The 17,335-nt window shown below is 35.0% G+C and carries 11 protein-coding genes; 3 read left to right on the top strand and 8 right to left on the bottom strand.

Features of this window, described 5'->3' with window-relative positions:
• Nucleotides 1–4: 4 nt before the first annotated feature.
• From DQM45_RS01310 to hupY, 4 genes are all read right to left on the bottom strand, one after another.
• Nucleotides 5–1,069, bottom strand: coding sequence for a streptolysin associated protein SagC (locus DQM45_RS01310; RefSeq protein ID WP_003083894.1), 1,065 nt, complete (start codon nt 1,067–1,069; stop codon nt 5–7).
• Nucleotides 1,066–2,016, bottom strand: a complete 951-nt coding sequence (locus DQM45_RS01305; protein ID WP_003085593.1) for a SagB/ThcOx family dehydrogenase — start codon at nt 2,014–2,016, stop codon at nt 1,066–1,068. Before DQM45_RS01305 ends, DQM45_RS01310 begins: the two co-directional genes overlap by 4 nt.
• Nucleotides 2,017–2,238: 222 nt before the next feature.
• Complete coding sequence (locus DQM45_RS01300) at nt 2,239–2,403, bottom strand: streptolysin S family TOMM toxin (RefSeq protein WP_081461244.1); 165 nt, start codon at nt 2,401–2,403, stop codon at nt 2,239–2,241.
• A 480-nt stretch (nt 2,404–2,883) separates the two neighbouring features.
• A complete protein-coding gene (hupY, locus tag DQM45_RS01295) occupies nt 2,884–5,991 on the bottom strand; it encodes a leucine-rich repeat adhesin HupY/LrrG (RefSeq protein WP_003085418.1) in 3,108 nt (1,035 codons plus the stop codon).
• A gap of 783 nt (nt 5,992–6,774) precedes the next feature.
• Here hupY and DQM45_RS01290 point away from each other — a divergent pair.
• Nucleotides 6,775–7,533 (top strand): DNA/RNA non-specific endonuclease, encoded by a 759-nt coding sequence (locus tag DQM45_RS01290; RefSeq protein WP_003085041.1) that lies wholly within the window; start codon nt 6,775–6,777, stop codon nt 7,531–7,533.
• Nucleotides 7,534–8,491: 958 nt separating this feature from the next.
• Here DQM45_RS01290 and DQM45_RS01280 read toward each other — a convergent pair.
• The 3 genes from DQM45_RS01280 to DQM45_RS01270 all read right to left on the bottom strand — a co-directional run bounded on the left by DQM45_RS01280 (nt 8,492) and on the right by DQM45_RS01270 (nt 13,229).
• Nucleotides 8,492–11,074 (bottom strand): pneumococcal-type histidine triad protein, encoded by a 2,583-nt coding sequence (locus DQM45_RS01280; protein WP_003085629.1) that lies wholly within the window; start codon nt 11,072–11,074, stop codon nt 8,492–8,494.
• A 13-nt stretch (nt 11,075–11,087) separates the two neighbouring features.
• Nucleotides 11,088–12,008, bottom strand: coding sequence for a metal ABC transporter substrate-binding protein (locus DQM45_RS01275; RefSeq protein WP_003083381.1), 921 nt, complete (start codon nt 12,006–12,008; stop codon nt 11,088–11,090).
• A gap of 372 nt (nt 12,009–12,380) precedes the next feature.
• The gene (locus tag DQM45_RS01270; RefSeq protein ID WP_003085770.1) at nt 12,381–13,229 is read right to left on the bottom strand and encodes an Rgg family transcriptional regulator; all 849 of its coding nucleotides are present in this window, start codon (nt 13,227–13,229) and stop codon (nt 12,381–12,383) included.
• Between the two features lie 787 nt (nt 13,230–14,016).
• Between DQM45_RS01270 and DQM45_RS01265 the strand changes: the two genes are divergently transcribed.
• Nucleotides 14,017–15,216 carry a C10 family peptidase gene (locus DQM45_RS01265; RefSeq protein ID WP_003083607.1) on the top strand — a complete coding sequence of 400 codons (1,200 nt, stop codon included), beginning with the start codon at nt 14,017–14,019 and terminating at the stop codon, nt 15,214–15,216.
• A 1-nt stretch (nt 15,217) separates the two neighbouring features.
• Entirely contained in the window at nt 15,218–15,523 is a 306-nt protein-coding gene (locus DQM45_RS01260; RefSeq protein ID WP_003086051.1) for a Spi family protease inhibitor, read from the top strand.
• A gap of 318 nt (nt 15,524–15,841) precedes the next feature.
• Here DQM45_RS01260 and DQM45_RS01255 read toward each other — a convergent pair whose 3' ends face one another.
• Nucleotides 15,842–17,101 (bottom strand): peptidoglycan bridge formation glycyltransferase FemA/FemB family protein, encoded by a 1,260-nt coding sequence (locus DQM45_RS01255; RefSeq protein WP_003084279.1) that lies wholly within the window; start codon nt 17,099–17,101, stop codon nt 15,842–15,844.
• Between the last annotated feature and the right edge of the window lie 234 nt (nt 17,102–17,335).

Here is a 17,335-nt window from a genome sequence, read left to right as displayed (position 1 = left end):
CTCCTTACTGCTCTTCATTAAGGAGTGCTTTAATCATCTCACGGGTTGAAATTTGTTGATCCTCATATTTTAACTTAGCTAGAGCCCCTTGAGATTGGGAATTAGACATCTTCAAGATATCTTGAACTTGAATTTCAAGAGTTGGTATATAAATACTTAACAATCGACCTTCAAATTTTGAGCTTCCTGTATGAGCAATAATGAAAGCTTCGCTGACGACTAAATTCATTAAAACATTCAATAGAGGTAAATAAGCTTGACTAACGGTTTGCGTCGCTGGTAATACTTGGTTAGCAAAATGTTGGTAGAGTGCGTGGTCTTGCAAACGTGCTAAAACCCTTCGTTCTAAACTGTCAAAATCAGCACTATGAGGAGGGTTCAAGGTACAAACATGTAAAAATGGTCCATCCACAAAGCCTAATACGAGTTGTTTTCCAAGGGACACACTAATTTCATTAAGATGACGCAACATCATAATATTTAATCTCTCTTGGCAAACAACAATACTTTGATATCCCTCTAATGCTTCTGACAAACACTTCATATGACGATGATGTGCCAAAGCATCCAAACGAGAGCAGACATCAGTTTCTTGGATAAGCATTTTTAAATCATCACTGGCTGTTTGCAAGTTCAACTGCAGCTGACTAGCTAATAATAGTGCTGATTCGTTAACATAGGTCGAATCACTGATAAATAAAACTGGACTTGTATCTATAGTGTGTCCTGTCTGAGCCATAAAGTGATAATTCCCCATAAAGACTTTCATAACATTTTCTTCAAGGGCGTAGTCATCTTCATGCATGATAACATCATTATAGTACAAAGCTGTCATAACTTCCGTTAATTTAGCAAACTGCTCGGGGTCTAATTGACTTTCATAGTGATCAGTATCAACTGCTACTCCTTTAATAAACTGCGATACTATTTCCCGATAAGCACCTTGTAATTCTTGAGGTTCTTGCGCAATGTCTAGAACCGCTTCGTTAAAATCCCAGATACCTTTTCTAAAGCAAAAGGTGTCCTGAAACTGGACAATACGAACATTACTGTTGAGTTGATATTTCATTGAGACTCCTTATTTCCTACAAGTGTCATGTGAATCACATGTTGACCTATTCCATCTAAACCTAACTTTTCTTGGAGGTATTCCTTATTATAGCCTCCAATATCAATACTGCCATAAACCAAGGCTGTTGCTGTTAATTGAATATTTTGAGCAATCTCCCCTGATTCAATAAAGGCGTAAGCTGTAGCCTGATTGCCGTATTTACGCGTATTTTTGATATAGTGATACACATAGATAATAATAAGATTACAATTTTCAGCTTTCACAGCGCCATACTCAGCAAAGGCTCTGATATCTTCCTCAGGGCCAAGCTGGTGACACCTTAAAGCATGTTGATAAGGTAAGTATTCATAAAAACCGTCCTTAAGGTCAGTGACATTCCTAGCAAAGAAAAGCAAACTAATAGGGTATAATCCACCACCAGAAGCACAATTTCTAAAGGTCACCTCCTCTGTATTTCCTTCTTTAACAGATGATTCTGAACTTACCCCACAAGCATAGTAAAGTAAATTAGCTAGATCCTGGAAGGGCATCTCTTTATCTGAGAACTGACGATAACTTCTTCTTTTTGTAATACAAGTTGATAAAGCTGCTGCCAGTTTAGTAGGTTTTGGCAAAGGGATAATATTATCCTGACTTTCAAAAAACTCACTACTTGAAAAGGTTGCAACAGCAGAATCTGTAAAGAACTCAACAACACTAGCTTCAAATCCCAGGTAATTATTATTAGTCTTGTAATTCATCAAAAAGCGTTGACTAAGATTATCGGTCTCATTAGGCATCAAATGTTGAGCAACCAACTGCTTCGACGTTTTTAGTACCGTCTGATGATGATAGCCTGAAAAAGATAAGTGGTTGGTGTTAAATTCAAATAATTGCCTTGCCTTTTCTGGAGTTAATGAGGAACGATTGTTCAAAAAATTTTTTTCTTTCGCAAAAAATGGCATATCTATCTTTCCTATCTCATTCTATAAAACATTGGTAATCAGCAGGTACTGTTCAGTACCTGCTAACTACCTAGAGACACCATAACCAAAATGATTATCTTGCCTCATATGTCCTCACATCTCTATGGCAAATCACAATCAACAGAGTTATTACTAATAGTAACGTAGTCGCTAGCAAACTAATTACTCTGATATCATTACCCCATAGAGATGCAAAATCAATTATTTACCTGGTGTAAGGCTTCCGCTACCACCTTGAGCGCTACCAGTTCCAATATTAGTAGCCCAGCAACAAGTACAGCAACAGCAGCAACAGCAGCCCCCAGGAGCAACTTGAGTTGTTTCAGCTACACTAGTAGCTAAAATATTTGAAGTAAATTTTAACATAACGCTTACCCCCTTATCTAACAAATAAACAACTGATAAGAATCCAATGAACTTGTCTTTAAAGCCCCTTAAAAAGAGTTATTACAAGACAAGGCTAGCTCTTGTACTATTGTAACGTGACAAGCATCCAACTCTTATCACTTAATTATAGTAAAAAAAGATTAAAATGTAAACCCTTTCCTTTGATATGAGCAAAAATATAGAAGTAAATTAATGCTTATCTCACTTAATTTCAATAACGAATTATCCTTAATAGATAAAACACAAGCCAGTATTGACTTAGCATGAGGTCGCTAAGGTAAAAATAGTAATCTTATTAATACTTATTAGTTCTGATTTTTTAATAATAAATGAGAGAAATGTGAGCGACCTTTTAAAGAAGTTATTCATTCTCCTTCGCATAGAAAATTTTAAAAAGCCTTCGAGTATCTAAGGCTTTTTAAGGTATCTATTTACTGTTTATTCAATTATTGCCCACGGTCATTCACCTTGGACTTCTTTTTGGGTGCTATCGCTAGTGTTAAAGATTTTTGAAACACTTCCTTTTCTCCCTAGGGTTATTAGAAAAAGCAGAGCTAGACTGAGATAACCTAAAACGCCATAAATCAGATTCTTTTCAGAAGCTGTTTTAGGCAGTAGTCCTGAAAGATGCGACTTAATGAGTTGTTGGCTGGATTGTAATTCAGTCCTGTCAGAATGAACTTGAGAATCGCCAGCTTTTGATCTTTCCGAATAAGTTGGCCTTGATTGCTGATGGTGCTTATCCGTTTTAGGTATTAATTGTTCTGCATCTGAAGCTGCATTACGGATAGCTTGAAAAATTCCAACTCTATGATGACTTGCCAGTGGAACTTGGCGAATAGACTTAAGCTGATCAAGATTGCTCTCCAAAATATCTTTAATATTAAGTCCTTCGTAATCTGTCAAAGTTTCTATCGCTAGTGCGTGATACCCTTCGTTATCTTCGTCTACATTCGCAATCGGATTACCATAATCATCTTTTTGACCTTCACCGATTGTATCACTCATGTCAAGCACATAAATTATCTTTCCCGATTGATCAAAATAGACATTTAAACCAATATAATATTCAGGTAAAGGTAAGGGGGTTTTTAACAAGTAAACACCTTGAACCATTTTCGCATGCGCTAAAGGCCCCTTCCCTTCAACTAAACCTGTCAACAAATCCAACTCTTTTTCTAAACGTCTAAGTTTAGACTTCTTAACAGCACTGTTATTATACGCTAATCTAGCTTTGTCAGCAGTTCTCTCAAGAAGGCGAGTATTCTCCGCTCCTTTTTTAGATACTAGGACTTTTTCTGCATTGGCTAAGAGTCTGTCTAGTAAAAGACGATCAAGGAAGAGCTGAGCTTCCTGAATAAACTTCAGCTTCTCTCCTTGACTAAGATTCTTTTTGGCCTGTAATATTCTGCCTGCAGCAGCTATTTCTTTAAACTGATTTTGGGTTGTTTGACGAAGCTCTTGATAAGGTAGCTGATCAATTCTTTTTAATATTTTTTCAATATCTGTTGTGGTTTTTGATAATTTTGTCGGGTCAACAATAAAATGATCACCATCTGCTAAGGGGTGTGAATTATCAACCGTTTTAACCACCACTTTTTTACCAAAGTAATCGTCACCATCATTTTCATCTAACGCATTAAAGGCAACATAGGATAGTGTCGATGAAGCATTCAATTCTTTCAGATGATTCTTTTTAAATGCTTCCTCGCGGATTGATTGAAGAGCTGGGGGCAAAATAACTTCCCTTAGTGCATTGTCTGAAAAAGCTTGAATAGGAATTTCTCTTAGTTGCTTTTGCGCAGAAAGATCCAAACTCTCAAGAGCATTTGAGAGAAAGGCCATCTCGCCAAGAGACTCAACCTTATCTCCCATAAACATCAGGTTCTGTGCACCATTTTGCCGAAAGGCTGAACGCCCTATTTTCTGTACCGATTCAGGAATAACAATAGCATAAATATGATTAATATGGAAAGCTGCATCACCAATTGTTGTAAGTTTTTCGTTTAGCTCCAAAATCTCCAGACGATTATTCATAAATGCACCATCTTTGATTTCTTCTAAATTTTCACTAGCTTCAAATGTTTTGAGACTATTAGATTGAAAAGCAAAAGCTCCAATTTTTCTGATAGTAGGTGGCAATTTCACTTCTTCTAAATCATACTTCCGTAAGGCCTTATTGTAAAAATCAACATTACGAAAGGCATTATCCCCAATCTCAGTAATGATTATTCCCTTATGCTGCTTGGGAATTTCTAAAGACTTATTGTGTCTCACTTTTTGCAAGCCCTTAGCGGAGAATCCAGTAACTACATTTTTTTGGTAGGTAAAATCTTCTTCCAACCATTTACTATAATCAAGATCCTGATTCTCATGCCGTAAAGACTTATCTGGATTGATATAAACATTTTCTGTCGCAAGTTGATGAGGATTTTGACCTGACTTTGTCCATAAAACAACATAATTGTTATAACTGTCATCCCCTGGATTGCCTGTAAAAGCTTCTGATTCTATTTTTTCCAAACCGTCAGGTAAGGTCACATTTGTCAAAGCATTATCTTGGAAACAAGCTTCTCCTATGCTTTTTAGTTTGTCTCCACCAAACTCAATTGTTTGAATGTGGTTCGATTTGAAGGCCCGTTCTGCTAAGCGAGTTAACCTCATAGGCAAATAAAGTTTACCTGTAATCTGATTATCAAAGAATGCTAACTCTCCAATGGTTTTTAGGTTATCTGGTAAGGTTACGTGTTTTAAAGACATATGGGCAAAAGCATAGTCAGAAATGCTTTCAAGGCTATTTGGTAAGTTAATTTCAGAAATATTTTTATTATCTACAAAAGCATCTGAGCCTATATGCTTATAGCCGTTTGGAATCGTGACCTTAGTTATCAGATAAGCATTAAAGATTTCACCTTCATTAATGATTTCTCTCTTAGAAACATCCAAATGACTAGTCTCTCCATTTTCTCCTAACCTACTTGTATACTCTGCAATTGCTGTTTTTTTATCTGGGGTAAATGCAAAACTAGCTACTTGGGTTAAAGGCGTGCCATCTGCTGCTTGACTAGGCAAAATGAGATGACTGGTATGAGATAATTTCTCAATTCCTGATTTTGAAAAACCAACAAGAGTATCCCCCCTAGTGATAAAATCTGTTACTTCCCAAGTAGATGGTAAAGTATCCTTCTTATCTGGAACATCTGCTTCTTTGTCTTGTTCAGCTTTGACTTCAGATTGGCTTTTTGCTGCAGATTGATCTTTCTCCTCTTTTACTCTTTCAGAAGGTTCTTCAGTTGATTTGGTAGTAACCTCTGCTATTGCCTGAGGATGCGAACTACTCTCATCAGAAAATAAATCGGTAACAGTTGAATCAAGAGAAGATAATTCTTTATTGCCATCTAGATTGTCTCTACGGTCAGTTTCTTCAAACCAATCATCATGCGATGTTGGTGGAGTCTGCGCGTGCTTTGGCACTTCTTCTTTTTCCAAGCCATAAACCTCTTGGCAGTGAACAACTACAGATACTGTAGTAAGAGTCAAGGCAATCGTTTTAATATGTTTTTTCATTGTGGTAAAACCTTTCTAAAAGCCAATTTTTTCCACTCATAATTGACTGGTAATAGCATCCTTAAACTATTCCAGACTGATACTTTTTTGTGCTTGATGCCACAGTTCTCTGTCTCTTTATCATCAACCCTACAATTTAGTTCCTTTTTTAAATCTATAAGAAAATGACATGATTTCGAGCACCAAAAAAGCCTCCCAATAGGGGCACTGATTTATCAAAATTCGACCACAATTGGGATGTTTCTGGTAATGTCTTCTGTTTTCTGGAAGGAAGTCATCTCCTACTTCACCCCCACATGTTTTATAAAGTTAAACGAAACTTTCTTGAATCGAGTGGAACTTACTAAGGCTCCGCTTAGTAAGTATAGTAACACAAAGTTTAGAAGCTTTCAAGATAAATTTAGATATGCCGAATAATTTTATTTTATTGTTTGTAATATAAAAATTAAGTTAACTTAATTTTTAGTTGATATTGAAAGATTTACTACAGCAGATGGACAAATGTAGGAAAAATTACAATAATCTGACCATGACGATTTCTCCCCCCAATTTTTTCGTTGATGACAGAAAGATTTTTTTAAAAAGTGATTATTATAAAAATATGTTATATGGAAGCGTTTTTTTGATCATAAAATTAAAATAAAAGAACATTTAGAGCAATATTTGTATTAAATTAATTTTATTAATGTCATGTTTTTTTAATTAAAAGTGGTATACTTAACTAGTAAAGTGCAATAATTGATCCACTCTAAAAGCTAAAATCGGAAAGGTTTAGGTGTTATCATGAAATTATCTAAACAAAAGACAAGTTTGCTTACTGTTGTTTTATTATTACTTTCCCTTTCTATAACGACGACAAGCGTTGACGCCGATAGAATACTGACCTATCCAAACGTAGCACACGCAAACTCGCATTCTCCGAGCTCTATATCGAATAAAATACTTCCATTTACGGGGCAGTATCAACTACAACTTAATGAATTAGATAATCTACACCGCGCTACTTCTTCGCACATACAACTTCAAGACAGACATGAAACAAAAGATAAACGTACTAAAATAAATTATGACCCTGTAGGGTGGCATAACTATCAATTTCCATATGGAGATGGAACAAAAAAAGCATGGGTAATGAACCGTGGTCATTTAGTTGGCTATCAATTCTGCGGCTTAAATGATGAGCCTAGAAACCTAGTGACTATGACTGCTTGGCTAAATACCGGAGCTTATACTGGAACAAACGACAGTAATCCTGACGGTATGCTATACTATGAAAATCGTTTAGACTCTTGGCTTGCATTACATCCTGATTTTTGGTTAGACTATAAAGTAACCCCAATCTATCAAGGTAATGAACTCCTTCCTCGTCAAATCGAATTGCAATATGTTGGTATTGATGCATCTGGTAAGTTACTACCTATAAGATTAAACAGCGATAAAGAACGTATCGATGAAAATGGTGTTATAACAGTAGTCTTAGAAAATTCTGCTCCTAACGTTAATCTCGATTACTTGACTGGTACTGCAACTCCTAAAAACTAACACAATAAAAAGTCGCTTAGAAATACACCTAAGCGGCTTTTTTTTACATTTAGCTCGTAACTCTCGTTACACTAGATAAATTTTTTCGGCCTATTCGTCTAAAGTGCTTATTTTCTCTAGCTCTATGCCATTAAATTCAAACTTAACTATCACGGAAATAGATGCTTGACTGCAGCAAATTCTGTAAAACCAAACTCTGGTTTATAATAATTAATAATTGTTGGGAGTGCAGTCCCATCTGCGCCAATGACAAAGGACTACCATAGAATTAATCAATCGAAATTACAGAGAATTTGTCCACTAAAGTTTTACCCCTCTATCACTCAATTTTCTTAGTCGATCATTATGGTTACCATAATTCGGTTCAGCATGGCGAATAAAATATAATGTTGTGGTCATAGAACTCCTTTTATCAAAAAATATTAAAAGGCTTTTCTTTAACTAGTTTTTGAGAACTTCTCATAAGAATCATCGCTGACTGATAGTTACCATGGTTAAGTCTTATGTTGCTTTTCTAGTTGAGTTGGTTTTGCTAGCTGTTTTATCTGCCTCAACTCTATCATCCAATTGAGCTATGCTCCGTATTAAATGAATTGTCTCCTGTTCACTTCTCATCTACCTTATCATCCTGATTTCATTTTATCACACTAACTAGAATTAATGAGCCTTCTAAATAGATTATAAAATACTGTTGAACTAGATAACTCTTAAATTAATTCATATACCTGAGCTATTGATATTTTTTGAAATATTTTATAACAAAAGCAGGAATTAATCCTTAATTCCTGCTTTTATGATGCTATAACCTTATGTCTAAAGTTATACAATATACTGTTAGAAACTATTGATTCCCCTAGACAAAGCATCCCTTTTTTGATCTACTTGGGCTAATGACTTAAAAAAGTGTTTTTTAACATGGCCTTTTTTATCAAGTCACCTTCTTTCAAAAATAGCCAGATTAACCGATTTTTTGTAGGGTTTTAATATCATATAGAACGAGATGACCAGTTTTATCAGTAAATTGAACACCAGTTGGTAGGAGAGTCATCTGTTTAGGATCAATTCCTTCTTTTTGGGCCAATTGTGCGATATGAGCCTGTAGGGTGCCACTATCCAACCCATAATTGGTTGAACTATTACTTTCTGAAGGTTGGACCTTCTCTGGTTTGCTCACTTCCGGAAGATTCTTTTCTTCCTCTTTTAGCAATGGAACGGTCGTCCTTACTTCATTACTTTTATCTTCGTTAGGGGCCGGATTCACGCTTGGAGCAACTGCTTTTTCAGATGATTTTTCGGGTGATTTTTCAGTCGGTGATTTCTTATCTGTTTTTTTCTCACGTGCAGCATCTGAAGCTCTTCTCTGAGCAACGAATTCTTGAGCTTTTTGCCACTCAGACTCAGATAGGTCATTTTTCCTGATAGCCCTTAAAGAGCCACCTTCTGCTCTAGGAATACTGAAGGAGCCATCTCTCCAAACAAATGTCTTTGGATCAAGGATATCGTGAGGATTGAAAATGTAACCATCCGTAGTAGCGTAGCGGCCTTCTTTAAGTGCTTGTTGAACTTCTTCTACTGAATGGATAACCATCCAGTTTGGCAGACCTTGACGTTTTTCCACTGGTGTGACATTAACAATATACTTAGGTTGTTCTGTATGTGTTTTCTTCTCCCCTTTACCATGTGGCTGAGTCCATGGTTCTGGTCGAACTTCTGGATGACTCATTAAATACTTGATTGTAGCAATCTGTTCTTTTGATAAATTACTATACCTAACCACGTGGATATGGTCAATATGAGGAATAATAAATTCAGTTCCTGTATCATAAGAGGCATTACCAACATGCATTGGTAAACTATCAAGATTTACCAGTAGTGCTGGCTCAATACCATCATTTTTAATATCATATTTATAGTTATTTTTATCTTTGAGCATCAGTTCTTGTTCTGCAAAAGCAATCTGTGTTAAATCAAGATGTTCACGATCATAAAAATAGTCTCTACCATCTTTAGTCATCATATAACCAACTTTACCATTATTAACTACTTTAAGACTGACTTTTTTAGCATCAAACGGGAACTTCTCTTTTCCTTCTGATTGCCCCAAAGCTTTTGCTAATTCCTTATCTTGACCTTTGGCTTTCAACCATTCTGCAACTTGATCCAGTTCATTTTGTTCTAATTCACCAAATCCCACATAGTGAAAGTGAGAACCGTGTTTAGCAGTTACTCCGGATTTATCAACAGAATAAATAGAGTTCTTACTAAAGACATAGTTATCGCTAGTGTCATAAGGCTTACCATCAAGCCCTTTACCGTAAGCTATAATAGAATGTCCTAAAAATGTATGAATAACTTTTTTAGTTTTATCTTTATCTGGTTGATGTGGTTTTGGAGTGTCGTGCGTTTGTCCTGCTAAATAGCGGTCAGCTAACAAGATTTCCAAAGCTGACAATTGATTACGAGGAATAATATGATAGTGATCCCCGTGAGGAATAACATAACCAAAATCATTAGCTCTTACTACTTGTGTTGGTTCAAATATCAGTCCATCTGATTCAACATGACGATCTTTTAAATCCATACTATGCAATAAATCTAAAAGCTCTTTAAATGATTTACCCTCAAAATCTTTATTATTGTGCTTATCAGAAGACGAGTTTCCATTTGGTCTATGTGAAGAGGAGCCATGATTGCCGTTATGAGGACCATGATTTGGAGAGTTATGCCAAGTTGAGCCTCTATGAGGAGCTGGATTTGGGAACGGGAATGGCTGGTAATCAGTCTGATGCGAGCCTCTACCGTTTTTCTGATTCCAGTAGGCCTGAGCGGCTGCTAATTCACTTGGAGATAAATCTTTTTTAGGAATATAATGGAAATGGTTGCCATGCGGAACTAAATAGGCATCACCAAAATCATCAATCACATCAGTTGGACTAAAGATATAACCATCATCAGTTGTGTAACGCCCTTGGCTTTTAGCTTTATTAACCGCTACAACTTCTGCTTTACTAAGATGAGATACCTTAGCTAGACCCTTTTCTTTTGCTTCCTTTGTTCCTTTGGCAGCCTGCTCAGCTATTTCCTGTTTACTACGAATATTTTTACGCTTACTTCCTGGCTTGAGATAAACGTAGTATTTCCCATCTACCTTAATAATATAGCCGTCCAAAACTTCATTAACAACGTCAGATTGTTTAAACTGATAATTAGGGTCAGTCATTACTAATTCTTCACTAAGAATTGCGTCATAAGGCACTTTACCATTGTAAAAGTGGAAATGATCTCCGTGTGATGTAACATAGCCTTGGTCGGTAATTTTAACTACTATTTGTTCTGCAGTGATACCTTCTTCAGCGCTAATCTGATCCATGGTTTTATCTTTTTTAGACGCTTGCGTGCTTTTTTTGATATCATTGACATATGCAATTTTGTTATCCTTATGGTTTGTATCAGCTTGAAGCTTACCTAATTGATAAAGCCCTATATGGCTAGCTAGTAAAATAGCAACTGCTGAACTAGTGTAGATATATTTCTTTTTCAAATCCTATCTCCTTTTATTTTAAATTTTGATAAAGAACTTCCATATTTTTCCTAAGATTTTCTAGATACGATTTATCACCACGTGGTGCAGACTCCAACGGACTCAAAGTTTTAACTTTAGCTTTAGTTGCTTTAGCAATAGTATGAGCAATCTTCGGACTAACATTGTCCTCAGCAAAAATAGTCTTCACTTTATACTCTTTAATAAATGCTTGAATCTCAGTTAGTTGACGTGGTGATGGCTCTTGATCTGGGGAAATCCCTGAAATGCCTAATTGTTTTAATCCAAAACGTTTTGCTAAATAAGAGAAGGCTGTATGCTGAGTTACAAAATTCTTAGCCTTTACTGATTTGAATTTCTTATGATACTCCTCAGCTAATTGATCTGCTTTCTGCTTAAATGACTTAGCATTTTTAGTATAGTATTCTGAATTATCCGGATCTATTTGACTCAATTTTTTTCCAATATTCAGTGCTTCTTCTCCAGCTAAAACAGGGTCTGTCCAAGTATGAGGATCATATAAGGTTGCTGGGTCAATTCCCTCTTTGACTTCAACATCCTCTAATCCATTAACTCTATCTAAAGTTAATGATTTTGAAGCTTCAAACGCAGTAGCTTTCGTTTTCTTCAGATTAAAATCCAGATCATCTGCCCAAGATTCCAAAGTATGTGAATGATAAATAAATAAATCTGCATCGTATATAGCTGCTACATCATTAGCTGAGGGTTCAAAGGAATGAATCCCAGCACCAGACTGAATCATCCTCACGTCATTTAAGTCACCTGAGACCTCTTTTGTCATAGCATATATCGGGTAGAAACTTGTCACAATAGATAGTCCATGCTGACTAGAACTAGGCTTTACTGCCTTCTGACAAGCAGAAGTTGCAAACAAAGTAACTAACAGAAAAAAAGTCAAAAATATTTTTTTCATAAGACTCCTTCATAAAATTTTTAACTAGTTATTAACCGGTTGTTAACCAGTTAATATTAACGCTAATTAATCTAATTGTCAACATTTTATAATGATTTAATTAAAAAACTTCTTCATAATATTCATAATTTCCTTGATTTTAATAGTCACCTTCACTAAATCAGTTTAGTTTACCAAGTCATGCAAAAAAGCCTTTTATAAAGGCTTTTTTGTATCTTGATGTCTCTTCTAAAACTATAAAATACTTTAGCAACTCCAAGTTGAGCTACTCTGAAATATACTAACAATTTAATAGTGGCTGATAACTTGTTAAAAAGGTGGCTTGTATTTTCTATAAAAGAATGCTTTATCTTTTAGTGTTTAAATCGATATTTAAGCATATTTAACTTTATTTTTTATATCTTTTAAATATGCCTTAAACATTTTATGGATTGTTTTACAATTCAATAGTTCAAAAACTTGTAATATTTTTTCGCATTTTCGCTCGGCTCCTTCTTTGCCATGTATGATATCAATGATACCTTCAAAAAAGGCGATACAACACCTCTCATATATGCAATCTTCATTTAGGCTATAATTTTTAATCTGCGCTAGAATTTCGGCAGCTTTTTGGTACTCTTGCCTTTGAATGAATAGGATAAGCATATTAACGAACATTCTAATAGATTCATTTCCATAGCACCTAAGTGTATTGTACTTATCAAGGTTTAGGATAACTTTTGAAAAAATAATTTCGATGAAGTTAGAATCAAAAATAAACATACAGTTATTAAACAGTACCGTTTCATAGTGACTCCAGGTTTCAATATTAACAAGATAGTTTGATAGGTAAAGTCGCTCTTTAAGGCAATCTTCATTAGTTAACATAGCTAATAAAACCTTTACTAAAGCAAAGAGGTTCTTTTCTTTTGTCGACTTACTATCTTTATATGAAGTTAGAATCTGATGTAGTCCTGTTGTATCTTGGTTTTCAAAGTAATGTTTAGCCGTATCCATGTCGATAAATTCTTGATATCTTTTAAAGTTATTACTAATAAAGAGAAATTCATCAACATTTACGTTTAGATTATCTAAGATATAAATTAGCTTTGTAGAAGAAATGTCAAGATTATTCTTTATAAAGCGGTGATAAGTCTGTCTAGTTAAGTAATCACCGCAAACTTGTTTAATGGGAATATTTTTTGAATGCCTAATAAATTCGACAGTTTCGCCAAGTTCCATTTTAAGCCTCCTTAATTTATGTCAAAAATACGTTACTATTGTACATAATGCGCAACAAATTGTCTATTCAATCCCATTCTGTTTTAATATATAGCCAAAAGGAATTTAAAAGGAGGTACGTGTTATGTGGTTGTTATTGTTATTTCTATAGGTACAGTGGAAAATGATGGTGGTTAAGAGTAAAGAATCAACTAAAAGCATTGACTGATATGTTAATTGGCTTACTTATTATTATCAGTATTTTCAACCTCCTTGTCAACTATAAGAGGTCATTATTGCCCGAAATCAGTATTAAAACGTTGTGATTTCTAGTTGATGGAATGAGAAAACTACTAAAAAGTTAAGTTTTTTAACTATTGATAATAATAAAAAGAAGTTCATCTTCAGAAGGTTAAGATGTAGTTACGAAACCGGTTACCTAATCTCTAGGCCATAGTTTCAAAAACTTTCCCTTTCAAGGAGTTATAAATCTATTCCATACCAAATTATCTTAGCAATAAAACGAGCCTTGAAAAGGGTGATTCTTAAAAAAACTATTTACTCACTTTCTTATTATTCAGCCCTGTGTAACTTGCCAATCACCAGTAGAGTGACACTGAGGTATTCAAGGCCCCCTAAATAGTAAGGAGAAACCATCATTGTTAATAGTGCTTTCATTTATAAGCCAAAAGATATTTTCAGCTAGAAACGAAAATATTAGACGGCTTCATTTTAAGTTTGGAGGTGTGTCCAATGTACTGTTAGAAATTAACTTATTAGACTCATTTATTTTACGGAGGTATTAATCATGAATAAAAAGAAATTAGGTATTAAGCTATTAAGTATTTTAACATTAAGTGGATTTATCCTTTCTAATCCAGTTTTTGCTTCTGAAAACTTTGGTCGTAACGAACAAGAAGCCAAAAATTCAGCTATCACATTTATTGAAAAAAATGACTCTATCAAAGCTAAAGCTGGGGGAGATACCCAAAATATTAAATTGGACAAAGTAACATTAGGGGATAAACTTTCCGACTCTAACATGTATGTCTACAATATTTCTACCGGTGGTTTCGTTATTGTTTCTGCAGATAAACGTTCTCCAGAGATTTTAGGCTATTCTACAAAAGGTTCATTCGATGCCAGTGGTAAGGAAAATATTGCTTCCTTTATTGAAAGCTATGCCGAACAAATTACAGAAAATAAAAAAATAGATACCCCATACACAGATACTACTAATATTAAACAACCAGTAGTTAACTCTCTACTAGATGCTAAAGGTATTCACTATAACCAAGGTAACCCTTACAATCTGTTAACACCTGTTATAGAAAAAGCACTACCCGGAGAAGAAAAATATATAGGACAACATTCAGCTACAGGTTGCGTGGCTACTGCAACAGCTCAAATTATGAAATATCATAATTACCCTAACAAAGGATTGAAAGACCACACTTATACACTACACCCAACTAATAAATACTTCAATCATCCTAAGACTTTATATGCAGCTATTTCTACCAGAGAATACAACTGGAACAACATTTTACCTTCTTACAATGGAAGGGAATCCGATGTTCAAAAAACAGCTATTTCAGAATTAATGGCTGATGTTGGTATTTCAGTAGATATGGACTACGGCCCATCTAGTGGTTCTTCAGGTAGTCCTCTCGTTCAAAAAGCCTTAAAAGAAAACTTCGGCTACGCTCAATCTGTTCACCAAATTTCACGCAATAGTTACAGTAAAGAAGATTGGGAAGCACAAATTGATAATGAATTGACTCAAAACCAACCAGTATACTACCAAGGTGTTGGTACACTAGGTGGCCATGCATTCGTTATCGATGGTTCTGACGGAAATGACTTCTACCATGTTAACTGGGGCTGGGGCGGAGTCGCTGATGGTTTCTTCAGATTAGATGCTCTAAACCCTTCTTCTCTTGGTACTGGTGGAGGCGCTGGTGGCTTTAACGACTATCAAAGCGCTGTTGTCGGAATCAAACCTTAATATGGGCATTGATTTTGTTAGAACAGAAGCGCAAGCGCGTCACGAAGCTGAGATATTCTGTCAAGAACATACACAACATAAAGGTAACGTGCGCATACGGCAGTTAATTTATCCTTTGGATAGTGATCATACAAGTAGTGAAGTATACATCTATTCTCTCTTTCCAACAGGCTTTATTCTCGTATCCGGAGATACAAGAGCACATACAATTTTAGGGTATTCTTTTGATAACGAACTTGACATCAACCAGAAAAATGTATGGAGCATGATAGAAGCTTATCAAGAACAAATTAAATCTCTGGATTAAGACGTTTATTGTCTAGTACTAACTATCGTTTAACCATCATTTGAAGCCAAATCCTAAAAATCGCTATTTTCGATGTATTACACTGACCCAACTGATTACTATCACTGCGGAGACAACTGCTAAAATCAAAATAGTCACAAGTTGAGTAAGTCGTTATAACTTTCTCAATATTGCCTCCAGGCTATTGCCAAACAAAGAACCGAGTTCTCTATAGAGAGCTCGGTTCTTTTAGCGTTCTTTATAATAGAAACTACATTTTTTTGCCGTTAATAGTACTTTTTACCTATTTTCGATAAAGCTAGGCTGCTATTCAGATTTTTAATGTTTACCTTGATCTTTTTTTAGTGATAATTTTTTTGATGCTTTAACCGTTATAGTTTTGGCTATTTTTTTGTAAATCCTGTAGGCATCTTTACCTAATCGATAGAGTTGCTGATTAGGTGATAAATTAAACTCTCCAATATATTCCTCAATAGTTGGTTTAAATGATAACTTGAAAACAGATAAACCACCTTCAAGGTTTCCTTCCACACCACCCATATTTGCCCAACTTAGACCTTCTTGGTGACATCTCTTGAAAATTTCCGTATCTAGAAGGTATTGAGGATAATAGTGTTTAAATCGTTCATCCATACTCGCATAGAGTAACTCTATCCCCGTAGCAAAGCGTATTCCTAACACACCTGCAACAACTAATTGACTAGGATTATTTTTGGCCAGAGCTGTCAATTCATCAACTTGTTTAAGAACCGAAGCTTTTTGTTGCTTAAGTTCTTTCAAGCGATTTTTTTGATGTCCTGGTGTTTCTGCTAAATCATTCTCTAATTGCAACAAGCGTTCCTTTTGTTTTGCCAATTGCTTATCAATGTTAATTGTAGCAAAGTAAAACTCTGCTTTGTCCTTGTAGGTATCCTTTATCTTTTTAAAATAATCATAATTTCGTAAATGGATATTTTTTCTTTGTTCTGTTCGAACAACAAGTTCCGAAAAAAGTCTAACTTCGTCTTCAGAGCCCTTAATAATTTCTACACCTTTTTTAGTGGCCGTCTTAGTCAGGCGGTTAACATGCTTTTGATAATCGTTGAAAGAATCCTGTTTTAGATATTTATTAGCCTGAAAACGAGGTTGGATAGTGTCACTCAAATTGAAAGTCAAACCAGTCCACGAATAACCCATTTTTTCCATCTCTTCAATCATCTGTTGACAATAGTCTGTTTGCTTAAGATTTTCTCTGTCAAATAGAAAATTAGGATCACATTTTAATAAGAGGAACTTTTCTTTGTGACTATATTCTTTTAATGCTTTAAAAACAGACTTTACAAGCTCCGGATTCTTATAATCAACTATAGGACCTCTTGGTATGTATGCAACTTTAATATTTTTAATCACCTTTTTTATCAAAATAGAAGCACATGCTACTAATTCTTGATCCTGATAAAACGCAAGCTGACAAGACTGCCAATTATTCTTCACCTGTGCCCATGAGCTCGATTGTAAAAGATTTCCATAAGGATGTTGTTCCACAAATAAATCAAAGTCCGTCTTATCTTTTCCTACATTTACTACTGATATTGACAATTCAAAAGTTCTCCTTAAACTTGTAATGTTTTCTCTGTTTATTATTATAACTTAACTTTTATTCTTAACCTATACTTTTTTTAAAAATGATAAATAATTCCAGTTTTTGTTTAGGGTTCCCCCTTTGCAGCTTCCAAAGAGGTACTTCTCAACTCATTTTGTAAGCAAGGGCCAGATCTCATTCCTAGGACAGACTATATTAACTTCTTTTTCTTTAAAACCAGGTCGAAAAAC

The organism is Streptococcus porcinus (assembly GCF_900475415.1).
GTDB lineage: Bacteria > Bacillota > Bacilli > Lactobacillales > Streptococcaceae > Streptococcus > Streptococcus porcinus.
The sequence above is the reverse complement of the archived record's forward strand: the minus strand, read 5'-3'. Positions and strand labels throughout refer to the sequence as shown.

Coding starts and splice junctions, on each gene's coding strand:
- DQM45_RS01310 (WP_003083894.1), bottom strand. CDS start 1,069: ATGAAATATCAACTCAACAGTAATGTTCGTATTGTCCAGTTTCAGGAC.
- DQM45_RS01305 (WP_003085593.1), bottom strand. CDS start 2,016: ATGCCATTTTTTGCGAAAGAAAAAAATTTTTTGAACAATCGTTCCTCA.
- DQM45_RS01300 (WP_081461244.1), bottom strand. CDS start 2,403: ATGTTAAAATTTACTTCAAATATTTTAGCTACTAGTGTAGCTGAAACA.
- hupY (WP_003085418.1), bottom strand. CDS start 5,991: ATGAAAAAACATATTAAAACGATTGCCTTGACTCTTACTACAGTATCT.
- DQM45_RS01290 (WP_003085041.1), top strand. CDS start 6,775: ATGAAATTATCTAAACAAAAGACAAGTTTGCTTACTGTTGTTTTATTA.
- DQM45_RS01275 (WP_003083381.1), bottom strand. CDS start 12,008: ATGAAAAAAATATTTTTGACTTTTTTTCTGTTAGTTACTTTGTTTGCA.
- DQM45_RS01270 (WP_003085770.1), bottom strand. CDS start 13,229: ATGGAACTTGGCGAAACTGTCGAATTTATTAGGCATTCAAAAAATATT.
- DQM45_RS01265 (WP_003083607.1), top strand. CDS start 14,017: ATGAATAAAAAGAAATTAGGTATTAAGCTATTAAGTATTTTAACATTA.
- DQM45_RS01260 (WP_003086051.1), top strand. CDS start 15,218: ATGGGCATTGATTTTGTTAGAACAGAAGCGCAAGCGCGTCACGAAGCT.